The sequence below is a fragment of the Mesorhizobium sp. M4A.F.Ca.ET.022.05.2.1 genome (assembly GCF_003998845.1).
Classification (GTDB): domain Bacteria; phylum Pseudomonadota; class Alphaproteobacteria; order Rhizobiales; family Rhizobiaceae; genus Mesorhizobium.
In genome coordinates this window covers 1-12,081 of the sequence record NZ_RZOJ01000160.1, presented here as the reverse complement: position 1 = coordinate 12,081, position 12,081 = coordinate 1, and the positions used below count along the sequence as shown (strand labels likewise).

At 66.2% G+C, this 12,081-nt stretch carries 15 protein-coding genes and 1 pseudogene; 9 read left to right on the top strand and 7 right to left on the bottom strand.

Annotation, left to right across the window (positions count from 1 at the left end):
• The first annotated feature begins 272 nt into the window (after positions 1 to 272).
• On the top strand, positions 273 to 641 hold the full coding sequence (locus tag EN745_RS18295) for a YciI family protein (RefSeq protein ID WP_127421932.1): 369 nt from the start codon (positions 273 to 275) through the stop codon (positions 639 to 641).
• A gap of 7 nt (positions 642 to 648) precedes the next feature.
• On the top strand, positions 649 to 1,902 hold the full coding sequence (locus EN745_RS18290; RefSeq protein WP_127421931.1) for an RNA polymerase sigma factor: 1,254 nt from the start codon (positions 649 to 651) through the stop codon (positions 1,900 to 1,902).
• Positions 1,903 to 2,061: 159 nt separating this feature from the next.
• Here the strand turns inward: EN745_RS18290 and EN745_RS18285 are convergent, their stop codons facing one another.
• The 6 genes from EN745_RS18285 to hrcA form a co-directional block, all read right to left on the bottom strand.
• The gene (locus EN745_RS18285; protein ID WP_127421930.1) at positions 2,062 to 2,682 is read right to left on the bottom strand and encodes a glutathione S-transferase family protein; all 621 of its coding nucleotides are present in this window, start codon (positions 2,680 to 2,682) and stop codon (positions 2,062 to 2,064) included.
• A gap of 133 nt (positions 2,683 to 2,815) precedes the next feature.
• A complete protein-coding gene (gene cysK, locus EN745_RS18280; protein WP_126057280.1) occupies positions 2,816 to 3,796 on the bottom strand; it encodes a cysteine synthase A in 981 nt (326 codons plus the stop codon).
• 191 nt (positions 3,797 to 3,987) lie between these two features.
• A complete protein-coding gene (locus tag EN745_RS18275) occupies positions 3,988 to 4,605 on the bottom strand; it encodes a LysE family translocator (RefSeq protein WP_127421929.1) in 618 nt (205 codons plus the stop codon).
• Positions 4,606 to 4,742: 137 nt separating this feature from the next.
• The gene (locus tag EN745_RS18270; RefSeq protein ID WP_127421933.1) at positions 4,743 to 6,083 is read right to left on the bottom strand and encodes a sorbosone dehydrogenase family protein; all 1,341 of its coding nucleotides are present in this window, start codon (positions 6,081 to 6,083) and stop codon (positions 4,743 to 4,745) included.
• A gap of 124 nt (positions 6,084 to 6,207) precedes the next feature.
• Positions 6,208 to 6,405, bottom strand: a complete 198-nt coding sequence (locus tag EN745_RS18265; protein ID WP_127421928.1) for a hypothetical protein — start codon at positions 6,403 to 6,405, stop codon at positions 6,208 to 6,210.
• Positions 6,406 to 6,551: 146 nt separating this feature from the next.
• Positions 6,552 to 7,634: a heat-inducible transcriptional repressor HrcA gene (gene hrcA / locus EN745_RS18260; protein WP_126057283.1), complete on the bottom strand. Its 1,083-nt coding sequence runs from the start codon at positions 7,632 to 7,634 to the stop codon at positions 6,552 to 6,554.
• A 142-nt stretch (positions 7,635 to 7,776) separates the two neighbouring features.
• Here hrcA and rph point away from each other — a divergent pair, with 142 nt between their 5' ends.
• From rph to EN745_RS18225, 6 genes and pseudogenes are all read left to right on the top strand, one after another.
• Positions 7,777 to 8,493 (top strand): ribonuclease PH, encoded by a 717-nt coding sequence (gene rph / locus EN745_RS18255; RefSeq protein WP_126057284.1) that lies wholly within the window; start codon positions 7,777 to 7,779, stop codon positions 8,491 to 8,493.
• A 183-nt stretch (positions 8,494 to 8,676) separates the two neighbouring features.
• Positions 8,677 to 9,087 (top strand): VOC family protein, encoded by a 411-nt coding sequence (locus tag EN745_RS18245; RefSeq protein WP_127421926.1) that lies wholly within the window; start codon positions 8,677 to 8,679, stop codon positions 9,085 to 9,087.
• On the top strand, positions 9,087 to 9,734 hold the full coding sequence (gene rdgB / locus EN745_RS18240) for an RdgB/HAM1 family non-canonical purine NTP pyrophosphatase (protein WP_127421925.1): 648 nt from the start codon (positions 9,087 to 9,089) through the stop codon (positions 9,732 to 9,734). The genes EN745_RS18245 and rdgB overlap by 1 nt, the downstream gene beginning before the upstream one ends.
• Position 9,735: 1 nt before the next feature.
• On the top strand, positions 9,736 to 10,893 hold the full coding sequence (gene hemW / locus EN745_RS18235; protein WP_127421924.1) for a radical SAM family heme chaperone HemW: 1,158 nt from the start codon (positions 9,736 to 9,738) through the stop codon (positions 10,891 to 10,893).
• 51 nt (positions 10,894 to 10,944) lie between these two features.
• Positions 10,945 to 11,259 carry a low molecular weight protein tyrosine phosphatase family protein gene (locus tag EN745_RS18230; protein ID WP_127421923.1) on the top strand — a complete coding sequence of 105 codons (315 nt, stop codon included), beginning with the start codon at positions 10,945 to 10,947 and terminating at the stop codon, positions 11,257 to 11,259.
• 38 nt (positions 11,260 to 11,297) lie between these two features.
• Positions 11,298 to 11,438, top strand: a pseudogene (locus tag EN745_RS18225) (EamA family transporter); the annotation flags it as partial.
• Positions 11,439 to 11,511: 73 nt separating this feature from the next.
• On the opposite strand, the gene EN745_RS18220 reads toward EN745_RS18225, so the two are convergent.
• Entirely contained in the window at positions 11,512 to 11,706 is a 195-nt protein-coding gene (locus EN745_RS18220) for a hypothetical protein (RefSeq protein WP_127421922.1), read from the bottom strand.
• A 165-nt stretch (positions 11,707 to 11,871) separates the two neighbouring features.
• Here EN745_RS18220 and EN745_RS18215 point away from each other — a divergent pair.
• The coding region (locus EN745_RS18215) for an SAM-dependent methyltransferase (protein WP_245487763.1) at positions 11,872 to 12,081 on the top strand (210 nt) is incomplete at its 3' end.

Genomic DNA, 12,081 nt, shown 5'->3' with positions numbered 1-12,081 from the left:
CTGTTCGGCAGGACGGGCAGCTGCGAGATCCCGTCGCCGGAACTGCGGGAGCGGCTGATCGGCTAGAATCCCGCCAGGGCTGGTCGGAGCCTGGCCGGCGGCGAGATTCGGCCTCCCGACAATCCTCGCAAATTCACGGATCATCGCCGCCCGCTTGCGCAAGGCGCCGCGCGGGTCGAAAGATTTTCGCAGCACCTGTCGAAATCCGCCTGGCCCAGGCGACATTGGTCAGGCCGGCGATGACGCGGCCTTCGAGAAAACGGGAGAAGACCATGCGATACATGCTTTTGATCTACGCGAACGAAGCCGCGATGGCGACCGCGCCGAGCGAGAAGACCTACGAGATCAGCGCCGCCTATGGCGCCTATACCGAGGCGTTGAAGAAATCCGGCGCCTGGCTCGCCGGCGACCGGCTGCGGCCGACGCAATCCGCAACGGCGGTGCGCACGTCCGACGGCAAGACCAATGTGCTCGACGGCCCCTATGCCGACACCAAGGAGCAGCTCGCCGGCTTCTACATGATCGAGGCCGAGGACGCCGACGCGGCCATCGCCTGGGCGGCGCGCTGCCCGGGCGCCAGCGCCGGCACGATCGAGGTGCGACCGATCTGGGAAATGAGCGACTATCCCTCCGCGAATTGACCCAGTGATGGACAATCGACCGGAGATCGCGCGGGCGGCGGCGGAAGCGGCCGCCCGGCAAAGCTACGGCAAGCTGGTCGCCTTTCTCGCGGCGCGCACGCGCGATGTCGCCGGCGCCGAGGACGCGCTGGCGGATGCCTTCGCGGCGGCGCTCGAGCGCTGGCCGCAGACCGGCGTGCCCGAAAAGCCGGACGCCTGGCTGCTCGCGGTGGCGCGCCGACGGGGCGTCGATGCGGTGCGGCGGCGGCAAACCGGCGAGGCGGCGCGCGATCATCTCAAGCTGATCGCCGAGGAGGTGGAGGCCCGCATGACCGACGAAGAGCTGCCGGACGAACGGTTGCGGCTGATGTTTGCCTGCGCCCATCCGGCGATCGAGGCCAGCGTGCGCGCGCCGCTGATCCTGCAGACCATCCTTGGCTTCGACGCGGCGACCATCGCTTCGGCCTTCCTGGTCTCGCCGGCGACGATGGGCCAGCGCCTGGTGCGCGCCAAGACCCGGATCCGCGAGATCGGCATTCCGTTCCGGGTGCCGGAGCGGGCCAAGCTCGGCGAGCGGCTGGACGCGGTGCTGGAGGCGATCTACGCCGCCTTCGCCGAAGGCTGGACCGATCCTGCCGGCACCGAGACGCGGCGCCGCAACCTCGCCACCGAGGGCATCTGGCTCGGCCGGCTGGTGGCCTCGCTGATGCCGGACGAGCCGGAGGCGGTAGGGCTGTTGGCGCTGATGCTGTTTGCCGAAGCGCGGCGGGCGGCGCGACGCAGCCCGGAAGGTGACTTTGTGCCGCTTGCCGAGCAGGACACCGCGCTCTGGGACGACACGTTGATCGACGAGGCGGAAGACCTGCTCGAACGTGCCGCCGCCAAGGGGATCATCGGCCGCTACCAGCTGGAGGCGGCCGTGCAATCGGCCCACACGGCGCGGCGGCGCGGCGGCCGCACCGACTGGGCAGCGATCCGCCAGCTTTACGACGCGCTGCTGGCCCTCGCCGGCTCGCCTGTTGTGGCGATCAACCGCGCCGTGGCGATCGCCGAGGATGAGGGCGCTGCGGCCGGGTTGGCAGCGCTTTACGTGCTGGGTGACGACAAGCGGCTGGATGACTATCAGCCCTACTGGGCTGCCCGCGCCGGCCTGCTGGCGAGGCTCGGCACGACCGGATTGGCGGCCGAGGCTTACGACCGCGCGATCGGCCTCGAACGGGACCCGGCCGTGCGCCGCTTCCTGCAGGAAAAGCGGGCGAAGCTCACAGCGGGCAGCAACTAGGCCGCGGCGCGATTAGAGCGTCGCCAGCCAACTCCCATCTCTTCCATTTGGGATGGTGCTTTCCGGAAAGGCCTCGGCTTCCTGCTCGATGGGCTCTCTCCAGGACAAGGTTCCGGCCTGCTATGATGGCCTTTTCCCGGCACCTGGTTAAGAGGCCGCTCACCACATCGCGTGGGCGGCATTCAGTTTGTGGATCAGCTCATGATCGCGCAGCCTGGCCCACAGGCGCTCGATATCGGGCCAGGCAGCGGCGACCTTGCCGATCTCGGGATGCCAGGCCACCAGCATGATCAGGTAGATGTCGGCCAGCGATAGCTGCTCGCCCACCAGCCAGTCGCGGCCGGCGAGGGCCTTGTCGAGGATGGCAAAGCCGCGCTCCGTCTCGTTCAGCGCGGCCTGTTTCACCGCCTCCACGCCGTCCGGCGTCACGGTGTAGCGATGGGCATAATAGTAGCGCAGCCCCGCCGGGTAGAGGACCGACGACATGAAGGCCATCCAGCGCAGGAAGTCGGCGCGGCCGGGCGAACCCGCCGCCGGCGCCAGCCCGGCTTCCGGATGGCGCTCGGCGAGCAGGATGCAGATCGCCGCCGACTCGGTGATCGATCGGCCGTCCGGCAAGGTCAGCACCGGCACCTGGTTCAACGGGCTGATGTCGAGGAAGGCCTGGTCGGGCGGGTCCTTCTTCGGCACGTCGATCTGGTCAAACGGCGCGCCGGCCAGGGCAAGCGCCGCCTCGACGACGAAGCCGCCGCTGCCGGGGCGTGTGTAAAGTCTGTACATCAAATCCCTCCCAACCGCCCGCGCGGGGCCGGTGGAGGTTTGCACTGGAAGCGGTGCCGCGCTCAAGCGCGGCGCGGACGCCACACGGGTTTTTTCAGCGGTCCAGCGTCCCGCGACCGTTCATTGAGGAGGCTTACGCCCCCAGCCCGTCGAACAGGATGGTCGACAGGTAGCGTTCGGCGAAGGACGGGATGACGACGACCAGGGTCTTGCCCTTGTTCTCTGGCCGCGAGCCGACGACGATCGCCGCCTGCAGCGCGGCGCCCGACGAGATGCCGACCGGCACGCCTTCGAGGCGGGCGACAAGCCGCGCATTGGCGACGGAATCCTCGTTGGAGACCCTGACAATCTCGTCATAGATCGTGGTGTCGAGGATCTTCGGCGCGAAGCCGGCGCCGATGCCCTGGATCTTGTGCGGGCCGGGCTGGCCGCCGGACAGCACCGGCGAAGCCTCCGGCTCGACGGCGACGACATGCAGCGAGGGCTTGCGCTTCTTCAGCACCTGGCCGACGCCGGTGATGGTGCCGCCGGTGCCGATGCCGGCGACGAAGATGTCGACCTCGCCCTGGGTGTCGTTCCAGATCTCCTCGGCCGTGGTGCGGCGGTGGATCTCGGGGTTGGCCGGATTCTCGAACTGCTGCGGGATGATGGCGTCGGGCAAGGTGGCGGCAAGCTCGTCGGCCTTGGCGATGGCGCCCTTCATGCCCTTGGGACCTTCGGTCAGCACCAGCTCGGCGCCGAGCAGCGCCAGCATCTTGCGCCGCTCGACCGACATCGTCTCCGGCATGGTCAGGATCAGCTTGTAGCCCTTGGCGGCGGCGGCGAAGGCGAGCGCAATGCCGGTGTTGCCGGAGGTCGGCTCGATCAGCGTCGTCCTGCCGGGGGCGATCCTGCCAGAGGCTTCCAGCGCCTCGATCATGGCAACGCCGATACGGTCCTTGACCGAGGCGATCGGGTTGAAGAATTCGAGCTTGGCCAAGAGATTGGCGACGACGCCCTTTTCCTTCGCGAACTTGTCGAGCCGCACCAGGGGGGTGTCGCCGATCGTCTCGGTGATCGAATTGAAGACGCGGCCGCGGCCGGGCACGCGCGCGGAGGTGACGGGCTTGTTCATTGTTTCGCTCCCAGGACAGGCAATTGCATCAGCGACAGAATAGGGCTTTCAGCCGCGCAAGATAGGCTGCCGGTCGAAAATATCCGAGTGGCGCGCGTGCTGAAAACGCTGCCGCCCCGGAAAAGCATTTTCCGGATCGGCTTGTTTCCGGAATGGTTTGGCCGAAACGGAAGCGCGATGAGACGGGTGCTCTATTGCCTGGCCGCGATCGCCGCCGCCGCGCCGACCATGAAGCCGGCGGCCGTGCGGTTCAGCGCCCTCAGCGCGCGCGGCGACTTCAGGAACCAGCGCGCCTTCGCAGCGAGCGCCAGATAGGGCACCAGCACGACCAAGAGGACAATGACGGTGAGCGCGACGAGGATGCCATAGTCGGCCAGCGTGATCGTCTTCAGGTCGACGATGGTCGGCGTGATGGCGAGGTAGAAGATCATCGTCTTCGGATTGCCGAGCGTCACCGTGAGGCCGGCAAGGAAGGAGGCGACGAGCCCGCCCTTGCCCTTTCGCGCCTCGACAGTCTCCGGCGTGATGCCGCTGGTCCAGAAGCGCCAGCCGAGGAAAGCGAGATAGGCGACGCCGGCCCATTTGATGGCGAGAAAAACCATGCCGAAAGTCTGCGCGACGAAGGCAAGACCGAGCATGACGGCGGTGAGATAGGTGAGATCGCCGAGGATCAGGCCAAACGACATCGCCAGCGACGAACGGAAGCCGGAACCCAGCGCCCGCGCCACAAGCGCGGTGACGCCGGGGCCCGGAATGGCAGCGGCGATGCCGAGGGCGGCGCTGTAAGCGACAAATCCGGTGAGCGTCATGGCTTTCGGTCCAGATGAGTGCGCCTTGTCGCATACATCCGAATGGAATTGAATTTCCTGAGGACTGGATTCGATTGCACCAGATCTCGCCGGGTCAACCCGAGGCGGCCCCAACAGGATTCCCCAGGCCGGCTCAATCAGGACCGGCCGTCGCCATAGGTGACGCGCCAGATGGTGCCGTTGCCGTCCTCGGTGAGGATCAGCGCGCCGTCCTTCGCGACAGTGACGCCGACCGGCCGGCCCCAGACATCGTCGTCGGAGATGACGAAGCCGGTGGCGAAATCCTCATACGCGCCGGTCGGCTTGCCATCCTCAAATTTCAGCCGCACCACCTTGTAGCCGGTGCGCACGCCGCGGTTCCAGGAGCCGTGCAGGGCGACGAAGGCATCGCCCTGATACTCGGCCGGGAAGCTCTTTTTGTCATAGAAGGCGATGCTGAGCGGCGCCGAATGCGCCTGCATCAGCACGTCGGGAACAGTGACCTTGCCAGCAAGGTCGGGGCGCGCGCCCTTGTGGCGCGGGTCCTCGTTGGCGCCGATGTAATACCAGGGCCAGCCATAGAAGCCGCCTTGCCTGACCGTCGTCGCATATTCGAATGGCACGTTGTCGCCGAGCCCGTCGCGCTCGTTGACGACGCACCAGAGCGCGCCTGTCTGAGGCTGCACCGTCATGCCGGAGCAGTTGCGCAGGCCGGTGGCGAAGCTGCGCCGGTTCCTGCCGTCCGGATCGAAGGCCAGAACGTCGGCGCGCCCTTCCTCCGATCCCCAGCTCGCGCCGAGCGGTGCCGACGCCGCCCATTGCGCGAGCCCGCCTTCCGGCTCGGCGCCGATGTCCTCGGCGACGTTGGAGCCCGATCCGACCGACAGGTAGAGCGTCTTGCCATCAGGCGAAAAGATGATGTCGCGCGTCCAGTGATGGCTGGAGGGGATGTCCGGGACGATGGTTTCCGGCTTGCCCTGCGCCTTCAGGTCACCGTCGCGGTAAGCGAAGCGCACGACGCTGTTGCTGTTGGCGACATAGACCCATTGCGGCCTGTCGCCCGACGGGTAGAAGGCGATGCCATAGGGCCGGGTCAACCCTTCAGCGAAAATGGCTTGCTGCGCCGGCCTCGCGCCGCCATCGGCGAGGCGATAGACGCGGATCTGGTTGGCCTTGCTGTCGGCGACAAACAGGTCGCCATTGGGTGCCACGCGTACGACGCGTGGATTGTCGATGCCGGAAGCAACGAGTTCGATGGAGAAGCCGGGCGGTAGAAGCGGCTTGACCCCTTCGGGACGATCGCCAACGCCCGGGCCGTTCGATGACGAGCGGGTGCGGTAGGGCGCCGGCAGGTCCTGCGGCTTGATCAGCCGGCGCACTCCCGGACGGTCGGCCTTCCAGTCGCCGAAAGCCTTGCTGCCGGTCAACACCGGCTGGTCCGCAAGCGCTGCGGTGGCGACGAGAATGGCAACTCCCGCAAGACTGGCAAACCGGATCATACCGTCCTCCAGGGTTGGTTTGGCCATGGTCAGTCAAGGCCAGGTACGGGACAAACGGAAAAATCAGACCGGCGTTCCGCAACGAAGGGGGCACAGGTGAACTTAAGGGTGGTAGTGTGGGTGCTCAGCTGCCTTCCGCATAGAAATCATCGTCCAGGCGCCTTTCCAACGCGACCAGATCGGCCGGCAGCGGCAGGCCCATGGCGCGCAATTCCTGCAACTTCTCGCGCAGCTGCTCCTGGATCTCGTGCTGGTCCTCGGGCTGGTTGACCATTTCCTCGAGCAGCAGGCTGATCTGGGCCTTGAGCGATTCCAGCGCCATTTTTCTTCTCCTCCACTGCCTAGGTGTACTGAGATCCGGTCAGGCCGGGTCGAAAATGGTGGTCTCCGAGAACCGGAGCGGAGCGTACTTGAAGTACGTGAGCACCGGAAGCGCGGGAGATCGCCATTTGCAGGCCGGCCTCACACCTAACGCAGCATGCGCGAAATGAGCTGCGCCGTATAGTCGACCATCGGCACGATGCGGGCATAGTTAAGCCGCGTCGGACCGATGACGCCGAGTGCGCCGACGACACGGGCGTCCTTATCGCGATAGGGCGCCACGACTAGCGACGAGCCGGACAGCGAAAACAGCTTGTTTTCCGAGCCGATGAAGATGCGCACGCCGGGCCCTTCCTCGGCGAGGTCGAGCAGTTGCAGCAGCCCGTCCTGCGTCTCCAGATCCTCGAACAGATGGCGCAGCAATTCGATGTCGGCCTGGGCGGTGACGTTTTCGAGCAGGTTGGCGCGGCCGCGCACGATGAGCCGTGCCGGCAGGCCGCTTTCGGCGCCAGCCCAGACCGCCAGGCCCTTTTCGACCAGGTCCTGCGACAGCGTGTCGAGGGCGGCCCTGGTCTCGTCCTTGATGCGGGCGATCTCGACGCGCGCCTCGGCCAGTGTCCGGCCCCGGATATGGGCGTTGAGGAAGTTGGAGGCCTCGTGCAGCTGCGAGACGGTGGTGCCGGCGGGCAGGTCGACGACGCGGTTCTCGACGTCGCCGTTCTGCGACACCAGCACGGCCAGCGCCTTGGTGGGTTCCAGCTGGATGAACTCGATGTGCTTCAGCGCCACCTCGTTCTTGGCGGCGAGCACAAGGCCGGCGCCGCGCGACATGCCCGACAGCATCTGGCTGGCCTCGGTCAGCATATGCTCCAGCGTGGCGCCCGAGCCGGAGGCGCGCACCTGCGCTTCGATGATGCGGCGCTCCTCGTCGGAGAGGTCGCCAAGCTCCATAAAGGCGTCGACGAAGAAGCGCAGGCCGGTCTGCGTCGGCAAACGGCCGGCCGAGATATGCGGGGCATAGATCAGGCCGAGATGCTCGAGATCGCTCATCACGTTGCGGATGGTGGCCGGCGACAGCGAAGAGGGCAGGATGCGCGACAGGCTGCGCGAGCCGACCGGCTCGCCATCCCTGAGATAGGATTCGACGATGCGCCGGAAGATATCGCGCGAGCGCATATCAAGCGACTGGAGCGCGGGCGACTGCGATGCCGGATCGACTGCCTTGGTCATTCGAGCCAAAACCTCCTGCTCAAATATAGACTTAGGCCGTGCCCGCGCAACCCGGTCCATTTTCCTTTGCGCCATGCGCCGCATGCGTCTACAAGCCGCCAACGAATCCTTGAAAACCAAAAGAAAGAAGAAAGAGGCCTTGATGCGCCCCTCCAAACGCCAAGCCGACGAAATGCGCGCCATCTCCTTCGAGCGCGGCGTCTCCAAGCACGCCGAGGGTTCGTGCCTCGTGAAGTTCGGCGACACGCATGTTCTGTGCACGGCAAGCCTGGAGGAAAAAGTGCCGGCCTGGATGCGCAATTCCGGCAAGGGCTGGGTGACGGCCGAGTACGGCATGCTGCCGCGCTCGACCGGCGAGCGCATGCGGCGCGAGGCTTCAACCGGCAAGCAGGGCGGCCGCACGCTGGAAATCCAGCGGCTGATCGGCCGTTCCTTGCGCGCCGTGGTCGACCTGCAGGCGTTGGGCGAGCAGCAGATCACTGTCGACTGCGACGTGATCCAGGCCGATGGCGGCACCCGTACCGCCTCGATCACCGGCGGCTGGGTGGCGCTCCATGACTGCCTGCGCTGGATGGAGGCGCGGCAGATGGCCAGCGTCGCCAAGGTGCTGAAGGACCATGTCGCGGCGATCTCCTGCGGCATCCATGACGGCCAGCCGGTCCTCGACCTCGACTATCTCGAGGATTCCTCGGCCGGCACCGACGCCAATTTCGTCATGACCGGCAAGGGCGGTATCGTCGAGATCCAGGGCACGGCGGAAGGCGAGCCGTTCTCGGAGGAGCAGTTCGCGTCGCTGATGGGCCTCGCCAAGAAAGGCATTTCGCGCTTGGTCAGCCTGCAGCAGATGGCGGTGGCGTAGGTTTCGAATGCCGAGCCTGGGCACCCCCCTCTGGCCTGCCGGCCATCTCCCCCTCAAGGGGCAAGATTGGATATACGGCCGGCCTTCGCCAATTATCGGCGGTGCAAGGGGTGCAGCGGCACGAGAACTGCCAATCTCCCCCCTTGAGGGGGAGATGGCCGGCAGGCCAGAGGGGGGTGCCTCGTGACACCCTCGGCAATTTTGGAATCAGCGCTCTACGTCACCGACTTGCACGCTGCCGAGCAATTCTATGCCGACGTGCTCGGCCTCGACCTGATCGCCAAGGTCGAAGGCCGCCACGTCTTCTTCCGCTGCGGGACGGGCGTGCTGCTGCTGTTCAACGCCGAGGCGACCAAGATCCCGCCGGCACCCGATGCCAGGCTGAAGGTGCCGCCGCATGGCACGGTGGGCGAGGGCCATCTTTGCTTTGCCGCGAGCGCGGAGGAGATTGCCGGTTGGCGCCAGCACCTCGCGGCGAAAGATGTCGCCATCGAAAGCGACTTCGAATGGCCGCAAGGCGGGCGCTCGATCTATTTTCGCGACCCTTCGGGCAATTCGATCGAATTCGCCGAGCCAAGGATCTGGGGCCTCTGATGCATCAGCTCAACGGACACAAAATCGTCGTTGCCAGCCACAATGAAGGCAAGCTGCGCGAGTTCGCCGACCTGATGGCGCCGTTCGGCTTCGAGGCGAAATCGGCCAAGGAATATGGCCTGCCCGAGCCGGACGAAACCGGCACCACCTTCGAGGAGAATGCCTACATCAAGGCACACGCTGCCGCCAAGGCGACCGGCCTGCCGGCGCTGTCCGACGATTCCGGCCTCTGCGTCGACGCGCTCGACGGCGCGCCCGGCGTCTACACCGCCAACTGGGCCGAGACGCCCGACGGCAGCCGCGACTTCGGCATGGCCATGCAGCGCACGGAAGTGGCGATGCAGGAGGTCGGCGCGGCTGAAGCCGCGCAGCGCACGGGCCGTTTCGTCGCCGTCATCTGCCTGGCGTTTCCCGACGGCGAGGCCGAATATTATCGCGGCGAAGCCGAGGGCACGCTGGTGTGGCCGCCGCGCGGCACGCTCGGCTTCGGCTACGATCCGGTGTTCCTGCCCAATGGTTTCGAAAAGACCTTCGGCGAGATGAGCGCCGAGCAAAAGCACGGCTGGAAGCCCGGCCAGCCGACGGCGCTGTCGCACCGCGCCCGCGCCTTCCAGAAATTCGCCAAAGCGCGGCTGGGCTCGGCCTGAGATGCTGCTCGACCGCGGCCCCGGCTTCGGCGTCTATATCCATTGGCCGTTCTGCGCGGCCAAATGCCCCTATTGCGACTTCAACAGCCATGTCCGCCACCAGCCGGTCGACCAGGAACGCTTTGCGCGCGCGTTCGAGGCGGAACTGGCGACGATGCGCGCCCGCACCGGGCCGCGCGAGGTGACCAGCATCTTCCTCGGCGGCGGCACGCCGTCGCTAATGAAGCCGGAAACGGTGGCCGCCGTGCTGGACGCCGTGGCAAGGAACTGGACGGTGCCCAGCGACATCGAGGTGACGCTGGAGGCCAATCCCTCCTCGGTGGAGGCCGAACGCTTCCGCGGCTACCGCGCGGCGGGCGTCAACCGGGTGTCGCTCGGCGTGCAGGCGCTGAACGACAAGGATCTGCGTTTCCTCGGCCGGCTGCACAATGTCGAGGAGGCGCTGCACGCCATCGGTCTCGCCCGCGAGATCTTTCCGCGCCTCTCCTTCGACCTGATCTATGCCCGGCCGGGCCAGACGCCGGAGGGCTGGCAGGCCGAGCTCGAGCAGGCGATCGGCCATGCCGCCGACCATCTTTCGCTCTACCAGCTGACGATCGAGGAAGGCACGCCGTTCCACGCGCTGCACGCGGCGAAGAAGTTCACCATTCCCGACAACGACCATGCCGCCGATCTCTACGCGCTGACGCAGGAGGTGACCGCCGCGCATGGGCTGCCGGCCTACGAGATTTCCAACCATGCCAGGCCTGGCGCGGAAAGCCGGCACAATCTGACCTACTGGCGCTACGGCGAATATGTCGGCGTCGGCCCCGGCGCGCATGGCCGATTCGTTGAGAACGGCCGCCGCACGGTGACGATCGCCGAGAGGATGCCGGAGACCTGGGCCAATCTGGTCGAGGCCAGGGGCCATGGCGTCACCGGCGGCGAGATTTTGACGCGCTCGGAAGAGGCCGACGAGTTCCTGCTGATGGGGCTGAGGCTGGCCGAAGGCATCGACCTGTCGCGCTACGAGGCGTTTTCCGGACGCGGCCTGTCAAGCGCGCGACTGGCGGTGCTGCAGGAAGAAGGGCTTGTCGCGCCGGTCGGCAATTCGCGGCTGCGGGCGACGACGGCCGGGATGATCGTGCTGGATGCCGTGGTGGCGGACCTGGCGCGCTAAGCCCGAAAGTGATACCGGTTTTCGGACAAGATCATGCTTGAGTAATAACCCTTGAAGAACGTCCTCTGCAGCCAGAACCGCTTGCGCAGCCCGACGGCCGAGCAGGTGTTTTCCAAACGCAGGGATATCGAGGTCGAATCCGCCGGCACCAATCACGACGCCGACAATCCGCTGACGCATGAGCTCGTCGCCTGGGCCGACATCATCTTCGTGATGGAAAAGGCGCACCGCGCCAAGCTGCAGAAGAAATTCCGGTCGAGCCTGAAGAAGGCGCGGTTAATCTGCCTCGACATCCCGGACGACTATGAATTCATGGACCCCGAGTTGGTGCAGCTTCTGGAAGCGAAAGTGCCGCGGTATCTCTAAGGGATACCGCCGTCCCCCCCCGCGTTCGAGAGCCGTCCGCGCCCGTCGCAACCGCACTAAGCGTCGTGCTTGTGGCGGTGTTTGGCGCGGTCTTTCTCGGCGAGCGCCTCTCCGGAGCGAACTGGCTTGGCGTTTTCCTTATCGCGGCGGGGGCGGTGCTGGTCGCTTATCGGGGATAGCGGCACGCTTTCGCGGGCGGTTTTGGTTTCGAGACGGCTGATGAAGATATCGAAGCGATTGGGCATCGTCCGGTCAGTGCTCCGTCGTGCTGTCGGTTTCGGCCTTGAGTCTGGTCTTCGGCCGGCGGCGCAAACGCCGCTTCCTGGCTTCGGTTTTACCGGCGGCGCCATCGGCGCTGGCCGGCAGGCTCTTGTCCCTTCGCATGGCGAAACGCTTGCGGCCCGCATAGTAGGGCTCGAAAACGTCCTGAATCTTCAGGCTATCCATCCTGTGCCTCCCCGAGACTCACAGACAAACGAGACTCACCGATAGAATTCGCCGGTCACGGTTTCGTTCCGCAGTATGGCAAAGGCATGGCGGCCACATTACGTCCTCGTCACGTTTTGCAACCGGACATCAGCCGTGCCAAACAGGCTGGATGGAGGGCCCAGGGTGACCAGCGACAAACGCAGCTATGTGATCGGGCAGACCGAGATACCGGCGCGGCCGCTGGGGCCGGCGCTCTATCTGGTGGCGACGCCGATCGGCAATCTCGCCGACATCACGCTGCGCGCGCTGGAGACGCTGGCCGCCGCCGACATCGTCGCCTGCGAGGACACGCGCGTCTCGCGCGTGCTGCTCGAGCGCTACGGCATCCGCCGC